General features: G+C 73.2%; 23 protein-coding genes and 1 riboswitch. Of the genes, 10 read left to right on the top strand and 13 right to left on the bottom strand.

Going from position 1 to position 25,708, the window contains the following annotated elements:
* Window positions 1-54: 54 nt before the first annotated feature.
* Complete coding sequence (locus ACH4D3_RS16900) at window positions 55-1,428, top strand: FAD-binding protein (RefSeq protein ID WP_398322527.1); 1,374 nt, start codon at window positions 55-57, stop codon at window positions 1,426-1,428.
* A gap of 46 nt (window positions 1,429-1,474) precedes the next feature.
* Window positions 1,475-2,230 carry a decaprenylphospho-beta-D-erythro-pentofuranosid-2-ulose 2-reductase gene (locus ACH4D3_RS16895; RefSeq protein WP_398322524.1) on the top strand — a complete coding sequence of 252 codons (756 nt, stop codon included), beginning with the start codon at window positions 1,475-1,477 and terminating at the stop codon, window positions 2,228-2,230.
* Between the two features lie 33 nt (window positions 2,231-2,263).
* Here ACH4D3_RS16895 and ACH4D3_RS16890 read toward each other — a convergent pair whose 3' ends face one another.
* Window positions 2,264-2,842: a 2'-5' RNA ligase family protein gene (locus ACH4D3_RS16890; protein WP_398322521.1), complete on the bottom strand. Its 579-nt coding sequence runs from the start codon at window positions 2,840-2,842 to the stop codon at window positions 2,264-2,266.
* Window positions 2,843-2,982: 140 nt separating this feature from the next.
* Window positions 2,983-4,002 (bottom strand): tryptophan--tRNA ligase, encoded by a 1,020-nt coding sequence (gene trpS, locus ACH4D3_RS16885; protein ID WP_398322770.1) that lies wholly within the window; start codon window positions 4,000-4,002, stop codon window positions 2,983-2,985.
* A 103-nt stretch (window positions 4,003-4,105) separates the two neighbouring features.
* Here trpS and ACH4D3_RS16880 point away from each other — a divergent pair, with 103 nt between their 5' ends.
* On the top strand, window positions 4,106-4,774 hold the full coding sequence (locus ACH4D3_RS16880; RefSeq protein ID WP_398322518.1) for a hypothetical protein: 669 nt from the start codon (window positions 4,106-4,108) through the stop codon (window positions 4,772-4,774).
* Window positions 4,775-4,791: 17 nt separating this feature from the next.
* Here the strand turns inward: ACH4D3_RS16880 and ACH4D3_RS16875 are convergent, their stop codons facing one another.
* Both ACH4D3_RS16875 and ACH4D3_RS16870 read right to left on the bottom strand, forming a co-directional pair.
* Window positions 4,792-6,237: a glycine hydroxymethyltransferase gene (locus ACH4D3_RS16875; protein ID WP_109034515.1), complete on the bottom strand. Its 1,446-nt coding sequence runs from the start codon at window positions 6,235-6,237 to the stop codon at window positions 4,792-4,794.
* Between the two features lie 35 nt (window positions 6,238-6,272).
* A riboswitch (ZMP/ZTP riboswitch) is annotated at window positions 6,273-6,361 on the bottom strand.
* A 116-nt stretch (window positions 6,362-6,477) separates the two neighbouring features.
* Complete coding sequence (locus tag ACH4D3_RS16870) at window positions 6,478-7,866, bottom strand: PLP-dependent aminotransferase family protein (protein WP_398322515.1); 1,389 nt, start codon at window positions 7,864-7,866, stop codon at window positions 6,478-6,480.
* A gap of 47 nt (window positions 7,867-7,913) precedes the next feature.
* Here ACH4D3_RS16870 and ACH4D3_RS16865 point away from each other — a divergent pair, with 47 nt between their 5' ends.
* The 3 genes from ACH4D3_RS16865 to ACH4D3_RS16855 are packed head-to-tail and all read left to right on the top strand — an operon-like array spanning window position 7,914 to window position 9,594.
* Complete coding sequence (locus ACH4D3_RS16865) at window positions 7,914-8,423, top strand: carboxymuconolactone decarboxylase family protein (protein WP_398322512.1); 510 nt, start codon at window positions 7,914-7,916, stop codon at window positions 8,421-8,423.
* Window positions 8,420-8,866, top strand: a complete 447-nt coding sequence (locus tag ACH4D3_RS16860) for a carboxymuconolactone decarboxylase family protein (protein WP_398322509.1) — start codon at window positions 8,420-8,422, stop codon at window positions 8,864-8,866. The genes ACH4D3_RS16865 and ACH4D3_RS16860 overlap by 4 nt, the downstream gene beginning before the upstream one ends.
* Window positions 8,863-9,594 (top strand): isocitrate lyase/phosphoenolpyruvate mutase family protein, encoded by a 732-nt coding sequence (locus ACH4D3_RS16855; protein WP_398322506.1) that lies wholly within the window; start codon window positions 8,863-8,865, stop codon window positions 9,592-9,594. The genes ACH4D3_RS16860 and ACH4D3_RS16855 overlap by 4 nt, the downstream gene beginning before the upstream one ends.
* Before the next feature lie 3 nt (window positions 9,595-9,597).
* Here the strand turns inward: ACH4D3_RS16855 and ACH4D3_RS16850 are convergent, their stop codons facing one another.
* The 9 genes from ACH4D3_RS16850 to ACH4D3_RS16810 form a co-directional block, all read right to left on the bottom strand.
* Window positions 9,598-10,548, bottom strand: a complete 951-nt coding sequence (locus tag ACH4D3_RS16850) for an ABC transporter substrate-binding protein (RefSeq protein WP_398322503.1) — start codon at window positions 10,546-10,548, stop codon at window positions 9,598-9,600.
* Window position 10,549: 1 nt separating this feature from the next.
* Window positions 10,550-12,499, bottom strand: coding sequence for an ABC transporter permease (locus ACH4D3_RS16845; protein WP_398322501.1), 1,950 nt, complete (start codon window positions 12,497-12,499; stop codon window positions 10,550-10,552).
* Window positions 12,499-13,710, bottom strand: coding sequence for a glycine betaine/L-proline ABC transporter ATP-binding protein (locus ACH4D3_RS16840; RefSeq protein WP_398322498.1), 1,212 nt, complete (start codon window positions 13,708-13,710; stop codon window positions 12,499-12,501). The genes ACH4D3_RS16845 and ACH4D3_RS16840 overlap by 1 nt, the downstream gene beginning before the upstream one ends.
* Complete coding sequence (locus tag ACH4D3_RS16835; RefSeq protein ID WP_398322495.1) at window positions 13,707-15,239, bottom strand: GMC family oxidoreductase; 1,533 nt, start codon at window positions 15,237-15,239, stop codon at window positions 13,707-13,709. The genes ACH4D3_RS16840 and ACH4D3_RS16835 overlap by 4 nt, the downstream gene beginning before the upstream one ends.
* A gap of 72 nt (window positions 15,240-15,311) precedes the next feature.
* Window positions 15,312-16,841 (bottom strand): aldehyde dehydrogenase family protein, encoded by a 1,530-nt coding sequence (locus ACH4D3_RS16830; protein WP_398322492.1) that lies wholly within the window; start codon window positions 16,839-16,841, stop codon window positions 15,312-15,314.
* 229 nt (window positions 16,842-17,070) lie between these two features.
* Window positions 17,071-18,060, bottom strand: coding sequence for a malate dehydrogenase (locus ACH4D3_RS16825; protein WP_159323956.1), 990 nt, complete (start codon window positions 18,058-18,060; stop codon window positions 17,071-17,073).
* Between the two features lie 356 nt (window positions 18,061-18,416).
* A complete protein-coding gene (locus tag ACH4D3_RS16820) occupies window positions 18,417-19,769 on the bottom strand; it encodes a DUF2690 domain-containing protein (RefSeq protein ID WP_398322489.1) in 1,353 nt (450 codons plus the stop codon).
* A 392-nt stretch (window positions 19,770-20,161) separates the two neighbouring features.
* Window positions 20,162-20,698, bottom strand: a complete 537-nt coding sequence (locus ACH4D3_RS16815; RefSeq protein ID WP_398322486.1) for a DUF3017 domain-containing protein — start codon at window positions 20,696-20,698, stop codon at window positions 20,162-20,164.
* The gene (locus tag ACH4D3_RS16810) at window positions 20,688-21,542 is read right to left on the bottom strand and encodes a bifunctional methylenetetrahydrofolate dehydrogenase/methenyltetrahydrofolate cyclohydrolase (RefSeq protein WP_398322483.1); all 855 of its coding nucleotides are present in this window, start codon (window positions 21,540-21,542) and stop codon (window positions 20,688-20,690) included. The genes ACH4D3_RS16815 and ACH4D3_RS16810 overlap by 11 nt, the downstream gene beginning before the upstream one ends.
* A 295-nt stretch (window positions 21,543-21,837) precedes the next feature.
* On the opposite strand from ACH4D3_RS16810, the gene ACH4D3_RS16805 reads away from it, so the two are divergent.
* The 4 genes from ACH4D3_RS16805 (at window position 21,838) to ACH4D3_RS16790 (ending at window position 25,602) form a co-directional block, all read left to right on the top strand.
* A complete protein-coding gene (locus ACH4D3_RS16805; RefSeq protein ID WP_398322480.1) occupies window positions 21,838-22,416 on the top strand; it encodes a hypothetical protein in 579 nt (192 codons plus the stop codon).
* 135 nt (window positions 22,417-22,551) lie between these two features.
* Window positions 22,552-23,298 carry an FHA domain-containing protein gene (locus tag ACH4D3_RS16800; RefSeq protein WP_398322477.1) on the top strand — a complete coding sequence of 249 codons (747 nt, stop codon included), beginning with the start codon at window positions 22,552-22,554 and terminating at the stop codon, window positions 23,296-23,298.
* Complete coding sequence (locus ACH4D3_RS16795) at window positions 23,295-25,034, top strand: serine/threonine protein kinase (RefSeq protein WP_398322475.1); 1,740 nt, start codon at window positions 23,295-23,297, stop codon at window positions 25,032-25,034. Before ACH4D3_RS16800 ends, ACH4D3_RS16795 begins: the two co-directional genes overlap by 4 nt.
* A gap of 97 nt (window positions 25,035-25,131) precedes the next feature.
* On the top strand, window positions 25,132-25,602 hold the full coding sequence (locus ACH4D3_RS16790; protein ID WP_398322472.1) for a hypothetical protein: 471 nt from the start codon (window positions 25,132-25,134) through the stop codon (window positions 25,600-25,602).
* Window positions 25,603-25,708 lie beyond the last annotated feature (106 nt).

Raw genomic sequence — 25,708 nt, 5'->3', positions numbered from 1 at the left:
TGTTTTGGAACCAATCATTCACACATGGAGAGACGGGGCGATACGGTCACCGCCATGTCTGCCGACACCGTTCCCGACGCCGACTGGGGCACCGTCACCGGCTGGGGCCGCACGGCGCCCACCGGGGCGCTCGTCGTCCGTCCGCGGACGTACGAGGAGGCGGCCGTCGCCGTCCGGGACTGCGGGGTCCGGGGCGGCATCGCCCGGGGGCTCGGGCGGGCGTACGGGGACGCGGCGCAGAACGCGGGGGGTGCCGTGCTCGACATGACGGCCCTGGACCGCGTGCACGCGGTCGACGCCGCGGGCGGCACCGTGCTGTGCGACGCGGGCGTGTCCCTGCACCGGCTGATGGAGGTCCTGCTGCCGCTCGGCTGGTTCGTGCCGGTGACGCCCGGCACCCGCTACGTCACGGTGGGCGGGGCGATCGGCGCGGACATCCACGGCAAGAACCACCACGTGTCGGGGTCCTTCACTCGGCACGTGCTCTCCCTGGAACTGCTCACCGCCGACGGCCGGGTCCGCACCGTCGCCCCGGGCACGCCCCTGTTCGACGCGACGGCGGGGGGCATGGGCCTGACCGGCGTGATCCTCACCGCGACGCTGCGGCTCCAGCCGGTCGAGACGGCGCTGATGTCGGTCGACACCGAGCGGGCCGGCGACCTGGACGACCTGATGGCCCGGCTGACCGCCACCGACCACCGCTACCGCTACTCGGTCGCCTGGATCGACCTCCTCGCGCGCGGCCGGGCGACCGGCCGCGCGGTGCTCACCCGCAGCGACCACGCCCCGCTGGACGCGCTGCCCGCCCGCTCGCGCGCCCGGCGCGCGCCGCTGGCCTTCCGCACCTCGCGCCTGCCCGCGACCCCCGACTTCCTCCCGGGCGGACTGCTCAGCCGTACGACGGTGGGCCTGTTCAACGAGGTCTGGTACCGCAAGGCCCCCCGGGAGAGCCGGGGCCGCCTTCAGCGGATCTCCGCCTTCTTCCACCCGCTGGACGGCGTCCCGCACTGGAACCGGGTCTACGGCCGCGGGGGCTTCGTGCAGTACCAGTTCGTCGTCGGGCACGGCCGCGAGGAGGCGCTGCGCCGGATCGTGCGGCGCATCTCCGCCCGCCGCTGCCCGTCCTTCCTGGCCGTCCTCAAGCGGTTCGGCGCGGCCGACCCCGGCTGGCTGTCCTTCCCCGTCCCGGGCTGGACGCTCGCCCTCGACATCCCGGCGGGCCTGCCGGGGCTCGGCGCGTTCCTGGACGAGCTGGACCAGGAGGTCGCGGACGCGGGCGGCCGGGTCTACCTCGCCAAGGACTCCCGGCTGCGCCCCGAACTGCTCGCCGCGATGTACCCCCGCCTGGACGACTTCCGCGCCCTGCGCGCGGAGCTGGACCCGCGCGGGGTGTTCGTCTCCGACCTGGCCCGCCGCCTCGCCCTCTGACACACCAGCCACCGCACCAGCCACCCCCGACCTGTCTGGAGCAGCCGTGAAGGACGCCTTCGGCCTCCCCCAGTCCCTCCTCGTCCTCGGCGGTACGTCCGAGATCGCGCTGGCCACCGCGCGCCGTCTGGTGGCCCGCCGCACCCGTACGGTGTGGCTGGCCGGGCGCCCCTCCCCCGCCCTGGACGCGGCCGCCGAGCAACTGCGCGGGCTCGGCGGCGAGGTGCGCACGGTCGCCTTCGACGCGCTGGACCCCGAGTCCCACGAGGCGGCGCTCGGCAAGGTGTTCGCCGAGGGCGACATCGACCTGGTGCTGCTGGCCTTCGGCATCCTGGGCGACCAGGCGCACGACGAGCGCGAGCCGCTGAACGCGGTGCGGGTCGCGCAGACCAACTACACCGGCGCGGTCTCGGCCGGGCTGGTCGCCGCCCGCTCCCTGCAGGCACAGGGGCACGGCTCGCTGGTGGTGCTCTCCTCCGTCGCCGGTGAGCGGGCCCGCCGCGCCAACTTCATCTACGGCTCCAGCAAGGCGGGACTGGACGCCTTCGCGCAGGGCCTGGGCGACGCGCTGCACGGCACGGGCGTGCACGTCATGGTCGTACGGCCCGGGTTCGTGCGGTCGCGGATGACCGAGGGGATGGCGGAGGCACCGCTCGCCACGACGCCCGAGGCGGTGGCCACGGCCATCGAGCTGGGGCTGCGGCGGCGTTCGGAGACGGTGTGGGTGCCGGGCGCGCTGCGGGTGGTGATGTCGGCGGTGCGGCACCTGCCGCGGGCGGTGTTCCGGCGGCTGCCGGTGTGAGGCGCGGCCAGGGCCTGTCCGGCGGATGGTGCCCTACCGGGTCGGCAGCGAGCCGGTCTCCACCCGGCCGGCCTGCGGGGGCACGGTGGCGCTGCCGAAGGGGAACTCGCGCAGCTTGCGCCAGACCGCGTCGGCGCCCTGCTCGTACAGCGCGAAGCCGGTGCAGGGCCACTGGGCCTCGTAGTCGGACAGCTCCTCGTAGGCGCGGTCCATCGCCGCTTCCCCGATGCCGTGCGCCACGGTGACGTGCGGGTGGTACGGGAACTGCAGTTCGCGGGGGACGGGGCCGGACGCGTCGCGCACCCGCTTCTGCAGCCAGGCGCAGGCCGCCGCGCCCTCGACCACTTGGACGAAGACGACGGGCGACAGCGGGCGGAAGGTCCCGGTGCCGGACAGCCGCATCGGGAAGGGCCGGCCGCGCGCCGCCACCTCCGCCAGGTGTGCCTCGACGGCGGGCAGCGCGGCGCCGTCGACCTCGGTCGGCGGCAGCAGGGTGACGTGCGTGGGGATGCCGTGAGCAGCGGCGTCGCCGAAGCCCGCGCGCAGCTGCTGGAGCTTGCTGCCGTGAGGCTCCGGGACCGCGATCGACACGCCGATCGTTACGGTCCCCACTTCGTCTCCTGTCGTTGTGTGTCCTTCGGGTGGACACCCGGATACCGACTGTACGGCCACCGCCGTGCCGTGGGCAGGCGCAACCGGAGTGATGTGCAGCGCTACGGCGGCATGCCGGGGCGCACGGACGGTGCCGGGGGTCAGTGCTTGGCGGGGAGGAAGCCCACCTCGTCGTACGCCCGGGCGAGGGTCTCGGCGGCGACGCTCCTGGCCTTCTCCGCGCCCTTGGCGAGGATCGCGTCGAGCGTCTCCGGGTCGTCCAGGTACTGCCGGGTGCGCTCCCGGAAGGGGGTGACGAACTCCACGACGACGTCGGCCAGGTCCGTCTTCAGCGCGCCGTAGCCCTTGCCCTCGTACTTCCGCTCCAGCTCCGCGATCTCGGCGCCGGTGAGGGTGGAGTAGATCGTCAGCAGATTGCTGACGCCGGGCTTGTGCTCGCGGTCGAAGCGGACCACGGTGTCGGTGTCCGTGACCGCGCTCCGCACCTTCTTCGCGGTGGCCTTCGGCTCGTCGAGGAGGTTGATCAGGCCCTTCGGGGTGGCCGCCGACTTGCTCATCTTGGCGGTCGGCTCCTGAAGGTCGTAGATCTTCGCCGTCTCCTTGAGGATGTACGCGGTCGGCACGGTGAAGGCGTCGCCGTAGGTCTGGTTGAAGCGGTCCGCGAGGTCGCGGGTCAGCTCCAGGTGCTGGCGCTGGTCCTCGCCGACGGGGACCTGGTCGGCCTGGTACAGCAGGATGTCGGCGACCATCAGCATCGGGTACGTGAACAGGCCGACGGTGGTGCGGTCGTTGCCCTGCTTGGCCGACTTGTCCTTGAACTGCGTCATCCGGGAGGCCTCGCCGAAGCCTGTGATGCAGTTCATCAGCCAGCCGAGCTGGGCGTGCTCGGGGACGTGGCTCTGCACGAACAGGGTGCAGCGGTCCGGGTCGAGGCCGGCCGCGAGCAGCTGGGCGGCGGCGACGCGGGTGTTCTCGCGCAGCTCCTTCGGGTCCTGCGGGACCGTGATCGCGTGCAGGTCGACGACCATGTAGAACGCGTCGTGGGTGTCCTGCATGTCGACCCACTGGCGGACGGCGCCGAGGTAGTTGCCGAGGTGGAACGAGCCGGAGGTCGGCTGGATACCGGAGAGCACGCGGGGACGTTCAGAGGCCATGTTCACCATTCTCTCAGGCTTCGGGGGGCGGTCGGGCACTGGTTCGGTACAGGGGGGCTCCATTCCTGGCCCGGCGGTGTAACAAGGGCGGGGACGGAGGGGGTACGGCATGCGGTGGTGGGCGGGGGCGGCGACGGCCGCGGTGCTGTGGGCGGGGGTGCCGGGGACCGCGATGGCGGACGGTACGGCGCCCCTGGTGGATCCGGACGTGGCGGTGATCGTGTGGACCGGCACGGGGCGCACCACGTCCTGGCACGCGGGTGAGCGGGACTTCGACCGGCTGCGCAGCCTGCTCGACCCGGCGTACACGGGATCCGAGCCGGTGCCGGAGGACTGGACGCGGGACCGCCGCCCCGCGGTGCGGTTCACGGTGCTGTGGGGGCTGACCGGGGTCGGGGGGTGGCCGCAGACGGAGCGGGCGCCGGGCGGGGACGTGGCGATGCTGCGGCAGGACCAGCTGTTCCTGGCCGGGGACGGCACGCCGTGGGTGCGCACCGATCCGGCGCCGGACGTGGCGGACGACGACATCCGCTGGCACCGGGTGGACCGGAGCACCTACGCCTGGCTGGTCGACGAGGGCTTCTTCGCGAAGGACGGGACCGGGACCGGCGCCGGGGGCGGGAGCGGAGGGGACGGCGGAGCGCCGGACGGGGTGTGGTGGGCCGCCGCCGGGCTGGGCGCGGGCGTCGCGGGGACGCTGCTGATGCGCCGCGCGGCGGACCGGTACCGTGCCGGACCGCCGCGCGGGGAGCCGCGTCAGGAGCTGATCGACCTGTAGGTCGCGCGACGGGGCGGTCAGCCGAGGTCGATCTCCGGGTACAGCGGGAAGCCGGCCACCAGGTCGGTGGCGCGGTGCGAGATCTCGTCGGCGACCTTCGCGTCGAGGACGTGGGAGGCCTTGGACGGGGCGCCGGACTTGGTGGTGCCGGGCTCGGTGGCGGTGAGGACGCGGTCGATGAGGCCCGCGACCTCGTCCATCTCCGCCGTGCCCAGACCGCGCGTGGTCAGCGCCGGGGTGCCGATGCGGATGCCGGAGGTGTACCAGGCGCCGTTCGGGTCGGCCGGGATGGCGTTGCGGTTGGTGACGATGCCGGAGTCGAGCAGGGCGGCCTCGGCCTGGCGGCCGGTGAGGCCGTAGGAGGACGCCACGTCGATCAGGTTGAGGTGGTTGTCGGTGCCGCCGGTGACCAGGGTGGCGCCGCGCTTGGTCAGGCCCTCGGCGAGGGCGCGGGCGTTGTCGACGATGCGCTGGGCGTAGTCCTGGAACGCGGGCTGCCGGGCCTCGGCGAGGGCGACGGCCTTGGCGGCCATGACGTGCGGGAGCGGGCCGCCGAGGACCATCGGGCAGCCGCGGTCGACCTGGTCCTTGAGCGAGTCGTCGCACAGGACCATGCCGCCGCGCGGGCCGCGCAGCGACTTGTGGGTGGTGGTCGTCACGATCTGGGCGTGCGGGACCGGGTCGAAGTCACCGGTCAGGACCTTGCCCGCGACCAGGCCCGCGAAGTGCGCCATGTCCACCATGAGGGTCGCGCCGACCTCGTCGGCGATCTCGCGCATGATCCGGAAGTTCACCAGCCGGGGGTACGCGGAGTAGCCCGCGACGATGATCAGCGGCTTGAACTCGCGGGCGGAGGCGCGCAGGGCCTCGTAGTCGATGAGGCCGGTGGCCGGGTCGGTGCCGTAGGAGCGCTGGTCGAACATCTTGCCGGAGATGTTCGGGCGGAAGCCGTGGGTGAGGTGGCCGCCGGCGTCCAGGGACATGCCGAGCATCCGCTGGTTGCCGAAGGCCTGGCGCAGCTCGGCCCAGTCGGCGTCGGTCAGGTCATTGACCTGGCGGGCGCCGGTCTTCTCCAGGAAGGGGACCTCGACCCGGGCGCCCAGGACGGCCCAGAAGGCGACCAGGTTGGCGTCGATGCCGGAGTGCGGCTGGACGTAGGCGTGGCGGGCGCCGAACAGCTCACGCGCGTGCTCGGCGGCGAGGGACTCGACGGTGTCGACGTTGCGGCAGCCGGCGTAGAAGCGGCGGCCGATGGTGCCCTCGGCGTACTTGTCGCTGAACCAGTTGCCCATCGCCAGCAGCGTGGCCGGGGAGGCGTAGTTCTCGGAGGCGATCAGCTTGAGCATCTCGCGCTGGTCGGCGACCTCCTGGCCGATGGCGTCCGCGACGCGGGGTTCGACGGCTCGGATGACGTCGAGCGCGGCTCGGTAGGCGGTGGACTCGGGGGAGATTTCGGCGGGCAAGGGGTCCTCCGGACGTCGGTTTCAGCGTTCGCGGTACGGATGGCCCAGGCGCACGGCTCTCGGTGTTCCGGGGCCGCTTCCCGATGGTTCGTCCCATCCCAGCGCGCCAGTCACGGCCCGTGGCCAGGCTACCGGGTGGGGCGGGGGCATGCCGTGAGTGTCCGTGATGCGGAAGGGCACCTGTCGAACCGGTCGCGGGCCCGGCCGGCATCGGCGACACCCCCCTGGCCCCCTGGCCCCCTAGGGCAGCGCCCGGCACAGCGCGTCCAGGGCGCCCGTCCAGGCGTGGTCGGGCGGGGTGCCGTAACCGACGACCACCGCGTCCAGCGGTTCGGTGGTGGCCCTCGGGTGGCGGAAGACGGACAGGCCGTGCAGGCCCAGGCCCTGCCAGGCCGCCGATCTGAGGACCTGCTGCTCGGTGCCGGGCGGCAGACCGAGTACGGCGTGCAGACCGGCCGCGATCCCGGCGATCCGCACCTCGGGATCGCGCCCGGCGAGGGCGGCGACCAGGGCGTCCCGGCGGCGCCGGTAACGCAGGCGGGAGGCGCGGACGTGGCGGTCGTAGGCCCCGGAGGCGAGGAACTCGGCCAGGGTGAGCTGCTCCAGCACGCTGCACGTGTCGGAGCCGCCGCGCGTCGCGGTGACCTCGTCGGCCAGCCCCGGCGGGAGCACGGCCCAGGCCAGTCGCAGGCCGGGGGCGAGGGACTTGCTGGCCGTGCCGAAGTAGACGACGTGGTCGGGGGCGAGTCCCTGGAGGGCGCCGACGGGCTGCCGGTCGTAGCGGAACTCGCCGTCGTAGTCGTCCTCCAGGATCAGGGCGCCGGTGCGCCGCGCCCAGTCCACGACGGCCGCCCGGCGGTCGGGGTGCAGCGGCACACCGGTCGGGAACTGGTGGGCGGGGGTGAGCAGCACGGCGCCCGCGTCCGTGAGCGCCCCGGGGTCGGCACCCCGGCCGTCGACGGGCAGCGGGACGGTCCGCAGACCGGCGGCTTCGAGCAGGTCGCGGTGGACGTGGAGGCCGTACGACTCGACGGCCACGGTGCGCACGCCGCGCGCCCGCAGCACCGCGGCCAGCACCACCAGGGCGTGCGCGACGCCGCCGCAGACCAGCACGTGGCCGGGGGCGGTGCGCACGCCCCGGGCACGGGCGAGGTAGGCGGACAGCGCGCCGCGCAGCTCGGGGTGGCCGCGGGGATCGCCGTAGCCGAAGGCGTCGTTGGGGGCGGCCGTGACGGCCCGCCGGGCGGCCCGGAGCCACTCGACGCGCGGAAAGCTGGCGAGGTCCGGGCTGCCGGGGCGCAGGTCGTGGACGGGCCGGGCGGGCTCCCGTGGGCGCCGGGCGGAGGCTTCGGCCGGCGGGGCGGCGACCCGGTCGGCGACGCGGGTGCCCGAGCCCTGGCGCGCGGTGAGCCAGCCCTCGGCGACGAGGTCGGCGTAGGCGTCGGCGACGGTGTTGCGCGCGATGCCGAGGTCGGCGGCGAGGACGCGCGACGAGGGCAGCCGGGTGCCGGGGCCCAGGCGGCCCGTGCGGACGGCCTCGCGCAGCGCGTCGGTGAGGCCGCGGCGCAGGCCGGGACCGGTGGGTTCGAGGTGCAGGTCGACGCCGAGAGTGGCCCAGGAATTCGCCATGGAAATGGACCATACCGCTGGGCTGTTTCCTTCCTAGGGTCGAAGGCATGACGACACCCACCGATGACACGAAGACCACCGACTACGCCGCCGAGCTGCCAGTCCGGCTGAACTGGTCCCAGCACGCCCCCGAGGTCTACAAGGCGATGATCCGGCTCGAGACCGTCGCCAAGCGGGGACTGGACCCGGCGCTGTACGAGCTGGTGAAGATCCGCGCCTCGCAGATCAACCACTGCGCCTTCTGCCTCGACATGCACACCAAGGACGCCCTCGCGGCCGGCGAGAGTGTGGAGCGGATCGTGCAGCTGGCCGCCTGGGAGGAGTCGCGGCACTTCTACACGGAGAAGGAGCTGGCGGCGATCGAGCTGACCGAGGCGGTCACCGTGCTGACCGACGGCTTCGTGCCGGACGAGGTGTACGCGAAGGCCGCCGAGCACTTCGACGAGCCGGAGCTGGCGCAGCTGATCGCCGCGATCACGACGATCAACGCCTGGAACCGGTTCGGCGTGACCTGCCGGATGACGCCGGGCCACTACACGCCCGGCGGGCACGCGTGACGGGACGCACCCAGCTTCTGGACCGGGAGGTCGGGAAGACGCTGTCGGCGCTGAGCGCGGCGGCCAAGAAGGGGCTCGGCGACCCCGTGCTCGCCGAGTTGGTGATGATCCGGGCCTCGCAGCTCAACCACTGCGCGTTCTGCCTGGACATGCACCTCACCCTGGCCCGCGGGAACGGGGAGACCGAGGAGCGCCTCGGTCTGCTCGCCGCCTGGGAGGAGGCGGAGGACCTGTACGACGGGCGGGAGCGGGCCGCGCTCGCGCTGACCGAGGCGATGACCGTCCTGACCGAGGGCTTCGTGTCCGACGCGGTGTACGCGGAGGCCGCCGTACACTTCGACGACGGCGAACTGGCCCACCTGATCGGGCTGATCACCGTCATCAACAGCTGGAACCGGCTGATGGTCAGCCGCAGGGTCCCACCGGGGGGTTACACACCGTGAGTCATGCCGCCGCGTTCCGCGCCCTGCACCACGGCCGGGTTCCGGACGACCCCCTCGTCCTGCCGGGCCCCTGGGACGCGGCGAGCGCCCGGGTGTTCGCGGAGGCCGGGTTCCCGGCGCTGGCGACGCCGAGCGCCGGCGTGGCGGCCTCGCTCGGGTACGAGGACGGGCAGACCCCGGCCGACGAGATGTTCGCGGCGGTGGCGCGGATCGTGCGCGCCGTGGACGTCCCCGTGTCGGCGGACGTCGAGGACGGCTACGGCCTGGCGCCGAAGGAGCTGGTGGAGCGGCTCCTGGAGGTGGGCGTGGTCGGCTGCAACCTGGAGGACTCCACCGCCGAGGGGCTCAAGGACCCGGCGGAGCACGCCGAGTGGCTGGCCGGGGTGCGGGAGGAGGCCGGTGACCGGCTCTTCCTCAACGCCCGGATCGACACGTTCATCCGGGGCGTCGACGATCCGGGCGCGGCGATCGAGCGGGCCGCCGCCTACGTCGCCGCGGGCGCCGACTGCGTGTATCCGATCGCCGCGCCCACCGCCCTGCTGCCGTTGCTGCGGGCCGGGATCCAGGGGCCGGTGAACGTGTTCGCGCGGCCCGGGGAGGGCCCCGAGCCCGCCGAACTCGGCGGGCTCGGGGCCACCCGGATCACCTTCGGGCCGGGTCTCCAGCTGCAGGCGGAGCAGGCGGTGCGGGAGGCCGCGGCAGGGCTCGCGGGACGGCCCGCGGAGTGAGGGTCAGGGCAGCCACTTCTTCCAGACGGACTCGTGGCCGTCCACCCACTTCTTCGCCGCCTCCTCGGGCCGCATCTTCTGCTCGGCGATCATCAGCGAGACCTGGTTCTGGTCCTCCGTCGTCCACTTGAACCGCTTGAGGAACTCCGCCGCCTCGCCGCCGTCCTTGGCGAAGCCGGCGTTGAGGTACTTCTGCAGCGGGGTGACGGGGTAGGCGCAGGCGACCTTCTCCGGGTCGGCGTCGCAGCCCTCCTCGTACGGCGGCAGCTTCACCTCGGTCATCGGGACCTTCTGCATCAGCCACTGAGGGGTGTACCAGTAGCTGAGGAAGGGCTTCTTCTCCTTGGCGAACTGCTGCATCTGGGTGATCTGGGCGGCCTCGGAACCGGCGAAGACGACCTGGTAGTCCAGGTCCAGGTTCTTCACCAGGGCCTTGTCGTTGGTGACGTAGGACGGGGAGCCGTCCAGGAGCTGGCCCTTGCCGCCGCTCTCCGCGGTGCGCAGCAGGTCGGCGTACTTGTCGAGGTTCTTCCAGTCAGTGACGTCCGGGTGCTTCTTCGCGAAGTACGTCGGCACGAACCAGCCGATGTGCCCGGTGACGCCGAGGTCGCCGCCCGCGGCGATGGTCTTCTTGTCCTGGACGTAGCGCTGTTCCTGCTCGGGGTGGCCCCAGTCCTCCAGGATGGCGTCGACCCGGCCCTGGCTGAGCGCGTCCCAGGCGGGGACCTCGTCGACCTGGACGGTGTCGACGCGGTAGCCCAGCTCGTGCTCCAGCAGGTACTGGGCGACGGCCACGTTGGCCTGGGCGCCGACCCAGGACTGAACGGACAGGGTGACGGTCCTGGCGCCATGGGCGTTGGCGTAGGGGGACGCCTGCTTGGTCATGTCGGCGGCGCCGCAGCCGGTGGCCAGCACCAGCACGGCGGCGGCAGCCGTGATCCGCTTGCGGGACATCTCAGGCTCCCTTCTTCGTCGTACGGCGTTCGGTGGGCTGGGTGACGCGGTCGAGCATCAGGCCGAGGCAGACGATCGCGGCGCCCGCGACCAGGCCGGTCGCCAGGTCGCCCTGCGCCAGGCCGAAGACGACCTGGTAGCCGAGCGCGCCACCGCCGACCAGGCCGCCGATGATGACGACGGCGAGGACCAGGACGACGCCCTGGTTGACGGCGAGCAGCAGGGCCGGGCGGGCCAGCGGGAGCTGGACCTGGCGGAGCTGCTGGCCGCTGGTGGCGCCGAGCGAACGGGCCGACTCCATGGCGGCCGGGTCGACCTGGCGCAGCCCCTGGGCGGTGATGCGGACGACGGCCGGGAGGGCGTAGACGACGGCGGCCGCCACGGCGGGCGCGCGGCCCACGCCGAACAGGGCGACGACCGGGATCAGGTACACGAACTGCGGCATGGTCTGGAAGACGTCGAGCACGGGCCGCAGCAGGCGCTCGAAGCGGTCGCTGCGGGCGGCGGCGATGCCGGTGGCGAAGCCGAGGACCAGGGTCACGGCGACGGCGGCGAGCACCTGGGAGAGCGTGTCCAGGGACGGGTTCCACACGCCGAGCACGCCGATCGCGGCCATCGCGAGGACGGCGGTGAGCGCGGTGCGCCAGGTGCCGATCAGCCAGGCCAGGGCGGCGACGACGAGGAGTACGGACCACCAGGGCAGCCACTGGAGGCCGTCGCGGAGCGGGTTGAGGACCCAGCTGGTGAAGTGGGCGGCCCAGTCGGCGGTGCCGCCGACGACGGGGACGCCGGAGTACAGGTGGGCGGTCATCCAGTCGACGGCCCGGTTGACGGGCTCGGCGATGTCCACGTCCCACCCGTCGGGCCAGTCGAGGAAGCCGGCCAGGCGTCCGGCGAGCGCGACGGCCGCGGCGACGACCAAGGCGTACAGCCAGGTCACCGGGGACTTTCCGGACTCGCCGAGCCGTTCCCCGGCCGCGCCGGTCACCCGGTCCAGGACGACGGCGAGCAGCACGATCGGGATGCCGGCCGCGAGGGCCGCGCCGACGTCGACCGAGGCGAGCGCCTGGTAGACGCGGTCGCCGAGGCCGCCGGCGCCGATGACGGAGGCGATGACGGCCATGGACAGCGCCATCATGATCGTCTGGTTGACGCCGAGGAGGAGTTCCTTGCGGGCCAGCGGGATGCGGGCGGTCAGCAGGCGCTGGCGGGCGGTGGTGCCGAGGGACTCGACGGCCTCCAGGACCTCCCGGTCCGCGCCGCGCAGGCCCAGCGAGGTGAGCCGGGCCATGGGCGGGGCGGCGTAGACGACGGTGGCCAGCACGGCGGCGGGGACACCGATGCCGAAGACCAGGACGACGGGAAGGAGGTAGGCGAAGGCGGGCAGCACCTGCATGGTGTCCAGCACCGGGCGCAGGACGCGGTCCATCCGGTCGGACAGGCCCGCGGCGAGGCCCAGCAGGGCGCCGACCGCGACGGAGGCTAGGACGGCCACGACCATCAGGGCGAGGGTCTGCATCGTCGGCACCCACATGCCGAGCAGGCCGCAGGCCAGGAACGCGGCCGCGGTGCCCGCCGCGAGCTTCACCCCGGCCACCCGCCAGGCGACCAGGGCGCCGATCGCGGTGACCCCGGCCCAGCCGACGGCGAGGAGGGCGAGGTACACGGCGCGTACGGCGATGACGACGATGTTGCTGACGTGGCCGAAGAAGTAGAGGAACAGGGGGTGGCTGTCCCGGTTGTCGATGATCCAGTCGCTGGCCCTGCCGAGCGGTTCGGAGACGTCGACGGTGAGGGCGGTGGGCCAGGTTGCGCCGGACCACTGCGTGGCGGCTATGGGGGCGAGGATCGCGGCCAGTGCCGCCAGGGCGAGGAGCTTGCGGGTCGCGGGGTGGGTGAGTATGCCCGGCGGGGCGGCCTTTTGAGAGGCCTGTGCGGTGATCGTTGCCATCAGACCGGCTCCTCGGTGGTGGGCTCGGCGGGGGCTGTCGGCTTACGGCGCTCGGCCGGTGCCGCTGCGCCCACCCGTGCCGCCCCAGCGGCACGACTGCCCGCAGCGGGGGCGGGCTCGTCTGCCGTGCCTGCTATTACCGACAGGAGGTCGGTTGCGTCGACCACGCCCAGGCAGCGGCCCTCGGTCATCACTCGGGCCGGGGAGGCTGCCCTTGCCACCGCCTCGATGGCCTCCGAGACCGTGGCCTCGGGGCGGATCGCCGGGCCCGTGCCCGCCTCGTCGGCGTTCGCGGCGGGGCGCATGGCCGTGCGGACGGTGAGGACCTGCTCGCGCGGGACGTCGCGGACGAACTCGCGGACGTAGTCGTCGGCGGGCGAGCCGACGATCTCCTCCGGCGTGCCGAGCTGCACCACGCGGCCGTCGCGCATCAGGGCGATGCGGTCGCCGAGCTTGAGGGCTTCCTGGAGGTCGTGGGTGATGAAGACCATCGTGCGGCCCTCCTCGCGGTGCAGCCGGACGACCTCCTCCTGCATGTCCCGCCGGATCAGCGGGTCCAGCGCGCTGAACGGCTCGTCGAAGAGCAGCACCTCGGGGTCGACGGCGAGGGCGCGGGCGAGGCCGACGCGCTGGCGCTGGCCGCCGGAGAGCTGGCCGGGGCGGCGCTGCTCCAGGCCCTCCAGGCCGACCTTGGCGACGATCGCGGCGGCGCGCTCCCGGCGTTCGGCGCGGCCCATGCCCTGGACCTCCAGGCCGTAGGCGACGTTGTCCAGGACGGTGCGGTGCGGGAGCAGGCCGAAGTGCTGGAAGACCATGGCGGCACGGTGGCGGCGCAGTTCGCGCAGCCGGGTCTTGTCCATCGCCCGGACGTCCTCGCCGTCGATGGCGATGGACCCGGCCGTCGGCTCGATGAGGCGGGTCAGGCAGCGTACGAGGGTGGACTTGCCGGAGCCGGACAGGCCCATGACGACGAAGACCTCGCCCTTGCGCACGTCGAAGGAGACGTCGGCGACGGCGGCGGTGCAGCCGGTGCGGGAGCGCAGCTCGGCCGGGCTCAGGGAGGTGAGGTCCGGGTCGGCGGGGACGCGGGCGGCCTTCGGGCCGAAGACCTTCCACAGGCCGTCGACGGAGAAGACCGGCGGCCGCTCGGTCACGGTGTCGGTCGCGGCGGCGGCGGTGGCGGTGGTGGTGTCCTTGTCGGTGGTGCTCATCGGGCGTCACCGCCGATCAGCTCGACGGCGCGCTCGCCGACCATGAGGACGCCGATCATCGGGTTGACGGCGGGCATGGTCGGGAAGACGGAGGCGTCGGCGATGCGCAGGCCCGTCAGGCCGCGGACGCGCAGCTCGGGGTCGACGACGGCGCTCTCGTCGGTGGCGGCGCCCATCCGGCAGGTGCCGGCCGGGTGGTAGACGGTGTGGGCGACCTTGCGGGCGTACTCGCTCAGCTCCTCGTCGCCGGTGACGTCCGGGCCGGGGCAGACCTCGCGCTTGAGCCATCCGGCCAGCGGCTGGGACTTGGCGATCTCGCGGGCGATGCGGATGCCGTCGACGAGGGTGCGGCCGTCGTAGTCGTCCTCGTCGGTGAAGTACCGGAAGTCCAGGGCGGGCTTCTCGGACGGGTCGGCGCTGGTCAGGTAGAGGCGGCCGCGGGACTTCGGCTTGGGGATGTTCGGGGTCATGGAGACGCCGAACTCCGGGCGCTCGTAGCCGAGGCGCTCCGGGTTGTCCGTGAACGGGATCTGGTAGAAGTGGAACATCAGGTCGGGGCCCGCGTGTTCGGGGTCGCGGCGCACGAACAGACCGGCGTCGGAGTCCATCGCGGAGTTGTCCGGGATGGGGCCGTTGGTCTCCCACACGATCACCGACTCGGGGTGGTCGAGCAGGTTCTCGCCGACGCCGGGCAGGTCGAGCGCCACGGGTATGCCGAGGGCTTCGAGGTCTTCGCGAGGGCCGATGCCGGAGTGCAGCAGCAGGCGCGGGGAGTCGACGGCACCGGCGCACAGGACCACCTCGCCCCGGGCCTTGACCAGGATCTCCTCGCCGTCCTTGGTGCGGACGTGGACGCCCTCGGCGCGGGTGCCGTCGAGTTCGAGCTGGTACGCCCAGGTCTCCAGCATGAGCGTGAGGTTGGCGCGCTCGTCCATCACGGGGTGCAGGTAGGCCACCGACGCCGAGGAGCGCTTGTTGTTCTCGGGGTGGTAGGCGAGGTCGAAGAAGCCGACGCCCTCGGTGAACGGCTTCTTGTTGAAGCCCTCGACCCGGGGGACGTCCAGTGTCTTCTGCGCCGAGTCCACGAAGTCGCGGGCGATGGCGTTCCGGTCCTTCTCGTCGACCGGGACGACGTTGTTCTTCAGCCGGGCGAAGTACGCCTCCATCTGGACCGCGCCCCAGCCCTTGGCACCGGCCGCCTCCCACTCGTCCCAGTCGGAGGGCAGCGGCTTGAAGGCGATGAGGGTGTTGTGCGAGGAGCAGCCGCCGAGGACGCGGGCACGGCTGTGCCGGATGTGCGAATTGCCGCGCGGCTGCTCGGTGGTGGGGTAGTCGTAGTCCAGCTCGCCGCCGAGCAGGCCCATCCAGCGGCGCAGGGTCAGCACGTCGTCGCGGCCGACGTCGCTGGGGCCGCCCTCGATGACGGCGACGGTGACGTCCGGGTTCTCGGTGAGGCGGGAGGCGATCACCGAGCCCGCGGTGCCGCCGCCGATGACGACGTAGTCGTAGACCTGGGTGGTTTTGGACATGGGGGTACTCCAGAGGGGGTGGGGACGCGGTGCGACGGGTGGAGACGGGTGGAGAGGGGGCGGCGCGGGGGGTCAGCCGGAGAACCAGCGGACGGGCTTCGGCGCGAGGTTCTGGTAGACGTGCTTGCTCTCGCGGTACTCGGCGAGGCCCGCGGGGCCCAGTTCGCGGCCCACGCCGCTCTTGCCGAAGCCGCCCCACTCCGCCTGCGGCAGGTAGGGGTGGAAGTCGTTGATCCACACGGTGCCGTGCCGCAGCCGGCCCGCGACCCGGCGGGCCCGTCCCGCGTCGGCGGTCCAGACGGCACCGGCCAGACCGTACTCGGTGTCGTTGGCGAGGGCTACGGCCTCGTCCTCGGTGCGGAAGGTCTCGACGGTGAGGACCGGTCCGAAGACCTCCTCCCGTACGACCCGCATCTCCCGGTGGCAGTGGTCGAGGACGGTCGGCTCGTAGAAGTAGCCGCTCTCGGGCCGCTGGGGGGACGGCTCGGGGCGCTTGCCGCCGCAGCGCAGCTCGGCGCCCTCGGCGAGGGCGGAGGCGACATAGTCCTCGGTCTTGGCGCGCTGCTGCGCGGAGACGAGCGGGCCGCACTCGACGCCCTCCTCGGTGCCGCGGCCCAGGCGGATCCGCTCCGCGCGGCGGGCGAGTTCGGCGACGAAGCGTTCGCGGACCGACTCCTCGACGATGAGGCGGCCACCGGCGGAGCAGACCTGCCCGCTGTGGATGAAGGCGGCGTTGAGGGCCTGGTCGACGGCGGTGTCGAAGCCCTCCTCGGTCTCGCAGGCGTCGGCGAAGACCACGTTGGGGTTCTTGCCGCCGAGTTCGAGGGCGACCTTCTTGACGGTGACGGCGGCGGCCTGGGCGACCTTGACGCCGCTGGTCAGGCCGCCGGTGAAGGAGACCAGATCGACGTCGGGGTGCTCGGCGAGCCGGGCGCCGACGGTGTGCCCGGGGCCGGTGACGACGTTCGCGACGCCGGTGGGGAGACCCGCCTCGACGAGCAGGTCGATCAGGGCGACCGTGGTGAGCGGGGTGATCTCGCTGGGCTTGATCACGAAGGTGTTGCCGGCGGCGAGCGCCGGGGCGATCTTCCAACTGGCCTGGAGGAGCGGGTAGTTCCAGGGCGTGATCATCGCGCAGACGCCGACCGGCTCGTGCACGACGACGCTGTGGACCTCGGGCGAGCCCGCGTCGACGACGCGGCCGGGGGCCTCGCCCGCGACCAGGTCGGCGAAGTAGCGGAAGGCGTCGGCGACGCAGTCGATGTCGACGCGCCCCTCCTCGACGGTCTTGCCCGCGTCGCGGCTCTCCAGCAGGCCCAGCTTCTCGCGGTCGCGCACGAGGAGACCGGCGACGCGGCGCAGCAGCGCGGCGCGCTCGGCGACCGGGGTGTGCGGCCAGTCGCCCGCGTCGAAGGCGCGGCGGGCGGCGGCCACCGCGAGGTCGGTGTCCTTCTCGTCGCCCTCCGCGACCACGGCGAACGCCACGGCGTCCGCGGGGTCGAGGATCTCGCGCGTGGCGCCGGAGGACGCCGCGAGCCACTCGCCTCCCGCGTGGATGGTCCGGTGCGCCCGCTCCGCCGGAGTGTGCGTGCTGTTCGCCATGGTCGGTGTTGCCTTCCGTTCCTGATCGGTCCCCCCGCGTCACCCGGGTGTCGCTCTCGGGGACCGTGAGCCCCTGCCCCGCGACCCCGTTTGCATGCCGATTCGGCAGCCGAAAGTGCGGCGGATCACGAAGGAAAGCGGCAAAAGGGTCCTATGGGTGCACAGAAACGGACACGGGCCCCGTCCCGGCCTGAGCCGGAACGGGGCCCGTGCGGGCGTCGGGGCGGGCTCAGATGAGGCCGAGACCGCGGACCGCCTCGCGCTCCTCCGACAGCTCCTTGACGGAGGCGTCGATGCGGGCGCGGGAGAACTCGTTGATGTCCAGGCCCTGGACGATCTCGTACGACCCGTCCTTCGTGGTGACCGGGAAGGAGGAGATGATGCCCTCCGGGACGCCGTAGGAGCCGTCCGACGGGATGCCCATGGAGGTCCAGTCGCCCTCGGCGGTGCCGTTGACCCAGGTGTGCACGTGGTCGATGGCGGCGTTGGCGGCGGAGGCGGCCGAGGAGGCGCCGCGGGCCTCGATGATGGCGGCGCCGCGCTTGGCGACGGTCGGGATGAACTCGTCGGCCAGCCACTTCTCGTCGTTCACGGCCTCGGCGGCGTTCTTGCCGGCGACGGTGGCGTGGAAGATGTCCGGGTACTGGGTGGCGGAGTGGTTGCCCCAGATGGTCAGGCGCTTGATGTCGGCGACCGTCGAGCCCGTCTTCTTCGCGAGCTGGGTCAGCGCGCGGTTGTGGTCCAGACGGGTCATCGCGGTGAAGCGTTCGGCCGGTACGTCCGGGGCGGCGGCCTGGGCGATCAGGGCGTTGGTGTTGGCCGGGTTGCCGACGACGAGGACCTTGATGTCGTCCGCGGCGTGGTCGTTGATGGCCTTGCCCTGCGGCTTGAAGATGCCGCCGTTGGCCTCCAGGAGGTCGCCGCGCTCCATGCCCTTGGTGCGGGGGCGGGCGCCGACGAGGAGGGCGACGTTGGCGCCGTCGAAGGCCACGTTCGGGTCGTCGGTGATCTCGATGCCCTGGAGCAGCGGGAACGCGCAGTCGTCCAGCTCCATCGCGGTGCCCTCGGCGGCCTTGAGCGCCGGAGTGATCTCCAGGAGGCGCAGCTTGACCGGCACGTCCGCGCCGAGCAGCTGGCCGGAGGCGATGCGGAAGAGCAGGGCGTAACCGATCTGGCCGGCCGCGCCGGTGACGGTGACGTTCACGGGAGTGCGAGTCATGGCGTTCTCCGTATGACAGCTGGCGGTGGGGCGTCCCGGCCCCGGGCGTTTGATCGATCTCTTGGTATCAAGAGATCGATCCAGCCGTCAGGCTATCGCGCCCGTGGTGTCCGGCACGTCCGGGTCCGTGTGGCCCGGCCCACAGGACCGTGCCGCGGATCGGCCGCGGGGCGCGCAAAAGAAGGCGGCCGCCTGTCCGGGAGAGGGAGGACGAAGGCGACCGCCGTTCGGGGATACCGTTGCCGGACTCCCGTGGGGGTACTTCTCGCGTGCCCGTGACGCCGCGGGGCATGCCTGCCCCCGACGAACTTTCTTCACCGGCCCGCCGCCGTACGCCCGCCGCGGCCCGCGCGCCGCTACTTCGTGCAGCCCTGCGTGCCCGCCGCCAGCGTCGCGCACGCGGTGGCGTCGGCCGCGGACTTCACGGCGACCATCGGGGTGTACGCGACGGTGCTGCCGGCGTTGCCGACGGTCGCCCGCTGCTCGCTCGCGCCACCGGCGCTCACCTGGACCTCGTCGCCCTGTGCGGCCTGGGTGACGCGGGCCCACGCGGCACCGCAGACCTTGCTGTAGCGGACCTCGACGGCGGCCGTGCCGACCACGGCGGTCGCGCCGGTGGTCACCAGGTCGCCGCCGCAGCCCATGGCCTCCGGGTCCTTGCCGGTGCAGGCGTCGCCGCTGCACTTCACGCCCGGCGGCAGCGTCGGGTCGCTGCTCACGGTGGGGGACGGAGAGGGCTTGGTGCCCTCGTTCTTCTTGTCGCCGCCGTCCTTCAGGAGGAAGAAGGCGCCCGCGATCACGACGAGGACACCGACGACGCCCGCGACGACGGTCGTCATCCGCTTGTTGCCGCCGCCGCCCGTGGGTGTCCGGCGGGACGCGCGGGGGCCGCCGTGCGGGGGCTCGCCGTACGCGCCGGAGCGGGGCTCGCCGTACGCATCGGAACGGGGCTCGCCGTAGGCGCCGGCCGGGCCGGGGCCGTTCGGCTCGGCGGGGCCGGTCGGCCCCATGGGCTCCCCGGTGCCGGTGCGGACGCCGGAGCGGGCCGTGCGGTCACCGGTCGGCGCGGGGCCCCGGTACCCGGCGAGACCCCACGAGTTGCCGTCGGTGGCTCCGCCGGGGGACGGGACGGAGGACGCACCGGGTCCGCCGCCGTCCCGGACCGCGCCGAGGGCCGAGTCGGGGCTGTCGGCGGCCGTCGGCTGGGCCGGCACCGTCGGCGGCAGCGTGGGCGACACACCCGCGGGCCCGGCGACCCCGGACGCGGCCGACGCGCCGCCGCCGTGGCGGCCGGTCCTGCTCCCCTTGCCGTTCCTGCCGCCGCGGCCCGACGTGGCCGCGGAGCCGCCCGACCTGGCCGCGGGCGTGCCCGGTTCGCCGAGCGCCGCGCGGGCCTGGGAGATCCGGATGGCCTCCATGGTCATGTCGTGGCGCATCTCCGAGCGGCTCCAGGCACGCTCGGCCAGCTCCCACATGGTGGTCAGGTGGACGGGGTTGGTCCGCGTCACCTCCGCCAGGGCCACGATGGCGCCCTTCGGCGCCAGCAGGCGGCCGTTCAGATAGCGCTCCCAGGACGTCTTGCTGTAGCCCGTGGCGTCGGCCACCGACGCCACGCTCAGCTCGCTGCGGTCCACGAGCCGACGCAGCTGACTGGTGAACTCTCTGATCTGCGGATCGAGTTCCTCCGGCAAGGCCTTCCAACGAGGCACTGCTTCCCCCTCTTCCCCCGGTGACGTGCTGGTCGATTCCCCGCTGGTCCCCGCGCGCGGCGTCCCCCCGCGCGGCACCCGTTTCTGGCTACCCACAGGGATGCGCCCGGTCAGGATCTCAGTTCCCGGGGTGGGGGCGCACAGGAGCACAGAGGCCGCGAACGTGCACCGTCGCACGCCCACCGACCCGGGGTCCAGTGTCCCACCGGTGGTCCTGTGACCGGAACGGAACCCCCGGGAAGGAGGCGCGTAGCGGAGTAGCGGAACGGTCACTTCCGTGCCACAGCGCCCTGCCAGGCGTTGAACAGGGCGTTCGAAGTGCAGGAAGGTTGTTCCCGGCGGCGGCCCGTCCTTTTACGGGGGTGAGGACGGGCCGCCGTCCCGGGTCGCGGTCAGCTGACCGTGAAGTGCAGGGTGTCCTTGAGGAACGGGATCTCCAGCACCGGGTTCGGCTGGGCCATCAGCGCCAGCAGGGCGATGGAGAGGCCGAGGACGCCGTAGGTCGCGATGTCCGTGAAGCGCGAGCGCACGGCGAGCATGCCGACGCGGGGCATCGTCCAGCGGAGCGCGGCGCCCAGCAGCAACGCGGCGCCGACGAGGACCAGCCCCCAGCGGAACACGTCCAGCGCGGTCAGCAGCAGCCCCACGCCGACCAGCAGTGTCACGGTGAGCACCGGCCACTGCCGGGCGGGCGCCGGGGCGTCGCCGGCCGCGGTTCGGCCGCCGCCCTCGGGCCGGGCGGTGTCACGGGTGAAGAGCGGGAACCGGCGCGTGGTGCGCCGTGGCCGCCCCTCGGCGTCGGGCGCGCTGACGGGATCGCGGACGGTGATGCCGTCCGGCTCCCCGGAGACCTGCGGCGCCTGCGGGGCCTCCCCCTCCGGAACCCGCGCGTCGGCCGGACGCTCGGCGTTGGTGTCCTCAGCCGGCACTGCGCTCCGCCGCCTCCACCACGTTGACCAGCAGCTGGGCCCGGGTCATCGGGCCGACGCCGCCGGGGTTCGGCGAGATCCAGGCGGCCACCTCGGCCACGCCGGGGTGCACGTCGCCCATGATCTTGCCCTCGGCGTTGCGGGAGACGCCGACGTCCAGGACGGCCGCGCCCGGCTTGACGTCCTCGGGCCGGACCAGGTGCGGCGAGCCGGCGGCGGCGATGATGATGTCCGCCCGCTTGAGGTGGGCGGCCAGGTCCCGGGTGCCGGTGTGGCACTGGGTCACCGTGGCGTTCTCGCTGCGCCGGGTGAGCAGCAGCGGCATCGGACGGCCGATGGTGACACCGCGGCCGACGACCACGACCTCGGCGCCCTTGATCTCGACGCCGTAGCGGCGCAGCAGGGTGAGGATGCCGTTGGGGGTGCAGGGCAGCGGTGCCGGCTCGTTCAGGACGAGGCGGCCCAGGTTCATCGGGTGCAGGCCGTCCGCGTCCTTGTCCGGGTCCATCAGTTCGAGGATGCGGTTCTCGTCGATGCCCCTGGGCAGCGGCAGCTGGACGATGTACCCGGTGCAGGCCGGGTCCTCGTTCAGCTCGCGGACGACCGCCTCGATCTCCTCCTGCGTGGCCGTGGCCGGCAGTTCGCGCTGGATGGAGGCGATGCCGACCTGGGCGCAGTCGCGGTGCTTGCCCGCGACGTACTTCTGGCTGCCTGGATCGTCGCCCACCAGGACGGTGCCGAGGCCGGGCGTGACACCCCTCTCCTTCAGCGCCGCCACGCGGGCGGTCAGTTCGGACTTGATCGCGGCTGCGGTGGCCTTGCCATCGAGAATCTGGGCGGTCATGCCCCCATCCTCGCGGATGACCGGCCCCCGGTTCCAATCAGGTCGGCCTGCGGACACCGCGCGGGAACCTTCCGGACGCCGCGGGACACGTCCCGCCCTATCCGCTCATGATCGATGTTGTTGCACTTGCACAACGCCTTGCGGGCGGGCTGGACAAGTAAGAGTTCGGTCAAGAACGATTGGGCAGCACAGTGCCGCGGGGCCGTACCGGGGGGACGAACCGCTCAAGAAGAATCTCCTCCGAGTCGGGCCGCGCGTCGTCCCCGCACTTGACAGCGACGGAGGAAGACCCGCCATGAGTTTCGGCGACCCGAACAACCCCTACGGCCCCCCGCAGGGCGGCCAGCAGCCGAACTACGGCTACCCGCAGCAGCAGCCCCAGGGCCAGCCCGGTTACGGCTACCCCCAGGCTCCCCCGGTGTCGGCCGGTTACGGCTACCCGGCCGCCCCGACCTCGATACCCGGCACGGTCAGCGCGGCCCGCGTCATGCTGTGGATCATTTTCGGCCTCCAGGTCGTCGGCGTGATCCTGTTCGCCATCAGCGCCGCGGGCGTGGACGCCGCGAAGAACGACGAGCAGCTGAAGGACGACGCCGCCTTCCAGCAGCTGGCCGACTACTCGTCCGGCATGCTGTGGGGCCTCGTGGCGTTCGCGCTGGTGTGGGGCGTGCTCGCGCTGCTGGCCGCGATCAAGGTCGGCAAGGGCGGCAACGGCGCCCGCATCGCGACGATGATCTTCGCCATCATCACCGCGATCCTCGGTCTGTACCCGTTCATCGTCGTGGGCCTGGTCCACACCGTGCTCGCCATCCTGGTCGCCGTGTTCGTCGGCAACGCGAACGGCTCGGCCTGGTACAAGCGTCCCCGTTACTGAGGACCGGGTGCCGGAGACTGAACACTTCGCGCCAATCCCTGCACAGGGCCGTGTCTCACCCGTACGAGGGGGGCACGGCCCTGGTGCGTCGCCCTAGTCTGGCCCGGGTAGCCGTCAGGCACGGGGAGACGCACCTTGTACAGCATCATCGTGGTACCTCCGCCGACCACGGAGGACGAAGACACCGGCACCCAGTACCGGCTCGCGCCCGGCGAACGGCTCGTCTTCGGGCGGTCCGTGCCCGGGGGCGGGCTGCGGATCGGGCACGACGGGGTGTCCCGCAGAGCCGGTGAGATCGCCGCGCACGGCACCTTCTGGACCCTGAGCAACCTCTCCGCCCACCAGACCTACGTGGTGGAGAACCCGGAGGGCGCGGGCGAGCACATCAAGGTGGCGCCCGGCCGCCTCGACGCCCCGGTGCCGTTCGAGTTCTCGCGGATCGTGCTGCCCGCCGCCGGTGACCTGCTGCCGGTCGAGGTGTGGGCGCCGCGCCACGACTATCTGCACGGCGAGGACGGCACCGACGGCGAGCCGACCGCCCCGGCCTTCTCCGTCGACCGCACCAAGCGGTACTTCGCGGTGCTGGCGGCGCTGTGCGAGCCGCGGCTGCGCGGGGCGCCGCACGCGCCGCTGCCCACCACGGACCAGGTCGTCGAACGGCTCCGCCCGGCCTGGCCGGCCGCCTCCCGTACGTCGGTGCAGTGGAACATCGACTACCTCGCCGTGAAGCTGCGGCTGAAGCCGGGCCCGGAGACCGCCGAGCCGGGCCCCCGGCTGAACGGCAAGAAGGAGTCGCTGGTCTCGCTGGCGCTCCGCTTCGACCTGGTCCGCGAGGACGACCTGGTGGTCCTCGCGGCACCGTCCGGCAAGGCCCTGCGATGACCGAGCCGTACGCCGTCCCGGTGCCCAGGGGGTACCGGGTGGGCGCCTGGGAGGTGCGCGAGCCGATCGCGACCGGCGCCTTCGGCAGCGTGTACGAGGCGCGCCGCACCGGCGGCGACGACGGCACGGATGCCTCGCCGACGCGGCCCGTCGGAGACGGTACGGGGCACCGCCCCAGCCGGCCCGGCACGACCGACACCGACGGCACCGGCACCGGCACCGGCACCGGCACCCCCAACCCGAGCCGCGCGCGCACCGGTACGGCCCACCCGGCCGAGGACGCCACGGACGCCACGGACGCCCCGGGGGACACCGTCGCGCTGAAGTTCCTGCCCACCGGCACCGGCACCCCACGGCAGCTGTCCCACCTGCGGGACCTGGTCGAGCGCGAGGTCGAGTTGCTGCGCCGGCTGCGGCAGCCGCGGCTGATCCGGATGTACGAGACCCTCACCGTCGACGACCCCGCCCACCCCCGGCTCGACGGCGCCACCGTCCTCGTCCTGGAGCGGGCCGAGGGCTCGCTGTCCGCCCTGCTCGGCGCCGCGCCCCGCCCGTCGGCCGGACCCGCGCTGCTCGCGCAGGTCTGCGAGGGCCTGCAGCAACTGCACCGCGCGGGCTGGGTGCACGGCGACCTCAAACCGGCCAACGTGCTGCTGATGGCGGACGGTTCGGCCCGGCTCGCCGACTTCAACATGGCCGCCGAGCTGGAGGGCACGCACGCCTACACGCCCGCCTTCTCCACCCCGGACTACACGCCCCCCGAGCTGCTGTGGTCCGAGATCGGCGAACGGGGCCGCCGGATCCGCCCCTCCGCCGACGTGTGGGCCTTCGGCGTCCTGGCCCACCTGGTGCTCACGGGTTCCTTCCCGCTGCCCGGCGGCACCCCCACGGCCCGCCGCGACGCCGCCGTCGCATACGCCCGGGGCGGCCACGAGCTGCGGCTGTCCCCCGAACTGCCGCCGGGATGGCGGGAGATCGTGCGGGCGTGCCTGACCCGTACGCACGCCGACCGGATCGGCACCGACGCCCTGCTGCGCCGCGTGACGGGTACGGCACAGGGCGCGAGCGGCAGGGCGAGGTTCTCGCTCCGGATCCGCGCCCGCCCGCGGCGCAGGGTCCTGGCCGCCGCGGCCGCGGGCCTCCTCGCCCTCGCCGCGCTCGGCTACGGCGCCGCCCGCTGGGCCGGTGACGGCCGGGAGCCCGGCGCGGGCCCGCGCCCCGGCGGCACCGCGAGCGTCGCCGCCGCCTCCTACGGGGCGGCCGAACTGCGCACCGACCGGGACGTGCCGCCCGCCTACCGCCTGCTGATCGTGGAGACGGCGCACGACTGCGGACACGAGGAGGTCAGCCCGGCCCTGATCGCGGCCATGCTGAAGGTCGAGAGCGACTTCGACCCGGATCTCGCCGACCCGGCCAAGGACGAGTACGGCATCGCCCGCTGGACGCCGAGCGTGCTGCGCTGGTGGATGAACGAGGACGGCACACCGGGCGACACCGTGCCGCAGCCTCCGTTCCCGCCCGCCGAGTCCATTCCGGCGATGGGCCGTTACCTGTGCTGGATCACACCCCGGCTCGACGCCGGCCTGCCCGGCGACCGCGGCGTGCTGGTCGCCGTGGCCTACCGGACGTCGTACCGGAAGGTGAACGACGCGGGCGGTGTTCCCCCGAAGTACCGCGACTACGCCGACCGCGTCGCTCACCACCTCAAGGAGTACACGCCCCGGCGGGGGAAGTGACCCTGGGAGTTCACAGGTTCCGCACGGCGGGCTCCGGGGGCACGGTGTGAACACACCGCCTCGGCGGCACGACACCGACGTTCACGGGGGAACGACAATGAACATCGTCAAGCCCGCAGCACTCCTTCTCGCGGCCACGGCCCTGGCCGCCGGCTCCACCGCCGCGGCCACGGCCGCCGACAGCCCGGGCGGCACCCGGGTGACCGGCCTCCAGCAGACGGCCGACCAGGTCCTGGCCGACAGCCCGAAGCCCCTGCGCGTGACCGCCGACGCGGTCGAGTACGAGGGCCTCACCGTGACGGACGCGCCCGTGACCAAGGGCGCCCAGGACCTGGCCTGCGACTACGGCCACCTGTGCATGGTCGTCAAGGGCACGAAGTTCGACTTCTACAAGTGCCAGACCTGGAACCTCACCAACTGGACCGGCAACGGTCCGTTCACCAACAACCAGACGCGCGGCACGGTCGCCAAGTTCTTCAACAAGGACGGCAGCGTCCGCTGGACGTCGACGGCCTACCAGGCGGGCACCGCGTCCTGGGACCCGATCTGGTCGCTGCGCCCCTGCTGATCCCCCCACGGGTCCGTCACCGCGGCGGCCCCCGGTTCCCTCCGCGGAGGGGACCGGGGGCCGCCGTTTCGCCGTCCGCACCGGCCCACCGACCCGGCGACCCGCC

It is taken from the genome of Streptomyces sp. NPDC018026 (assembly GCF_044327745.1).
In the GTDB taxonomy this organism is placed as follows: Bacteria; Actinomycetota; Actinomycetes; order Streptomycetales; family Streptomycetaceae; genus Streptomyces; species Streptomyces rubrogriseus.
Note: the sequence above shows the minus strand (reverse complement) of the source record. Positions and strands in the feature narration are given on the sequence as shown.

Coding starts and splice junctions, on each gene's coding strand:
- ACH4D3_RS16900 (WP_398322527.1), top strand. CDS start 55: ATGTCTGCCGACACCGTTCCCGACGCCGACTGGGGCACCGTCACCGGC.
- ACH4D3_RS16880 (WP_398322518.1), top strand. CDS start 4,106: ATGCGGTGGTGGGCGGGGGCGGCGACGGCCGCGGTGCTGTGGGCGGGG.
- ACH4D3_RS16870 (WP_398322515.1), bottom strand. CDS start 7,866: ATGGCGAATTCCTGGGCCACTCTCGGCGTCGACCTGCACCTCGAACCC.
- ACH4D3_RS16865 (WP_398322512.1), top strand. CDS start 7,914: ATGACGACACCCACCGATGACACGAAGACCACCGACTACGCCGCCGAG.
- ACH4D3_RS16850 (WP_398322503.1), bottom strand. CDS start 10,548: ATGTCCCGCAAGCGGATCACGGCTGCCGCCGCCGTGCTGGTGCTGGCC.
- ACH4D3_RS16845 (WP_398322501.1), bottom strand. CDS start 12,499: ATGGCAACGATCACCGCACAGGCCTCTCAAAAGGCCGCCCCGCCGGGC.
- ACH4D3_RS16840 (WP_398322498.1), bottom strand. CDS start 13,710: ATGAGCACCACCGACAAGGACACCACCACCGCCACCGCCGCCGCCGCG.
- ACH4D3_RS16835 (WP_398322495.1), bottom strand. CDS start 15,239: ATGTCCAAAACCACCCAGGTCTACGACTACGTCGTCATCGGCGGCGGC.
- ACH4D3_RS16830 (WP_398322492.1), bottom strand. CDS start 16,841: ATGGCGAACAGCACGCACACTCCGGCGGAGCGGGCGCACCGGACCATC.
- ACH4D3_RS16825 (WP_159323956.1), bottom strand. CDS start 18,060: ATGACTCGCACTCCCGTGAACGTCACCGTCACCGGCGCGGCCGGCCAG.
- ACH4D3_RS16810 (WP_398322483.1), bottom strand. CDS start 21,542: ATGACCGCCCAGATTCTCGATGGCAAGGCCACCGCAGCCGCGATCAAG.
- ACH4D3_RS16805 (WP_398322480.1), top strand. CDS start 21,838: ATGAGTTTCGGCGACCCGAACAACCCCTACGGCCCCCCGCAGGGCGGC.
- ACH4D3_RS16795 (WP_398322475.1), top strand. CDS start 23,295: ATGACCGAGCCGTACGCCGTCCCGGTGCCCAGGGGGTACCGGGTGGGC.
- ACH4D3_RS16790 (WP_398322472.1), top strand. CDS start 25,132: ATGAACATCGTCAAGCCCGCAGCACTCCTTCTCGCGGCCACGGCCCTG.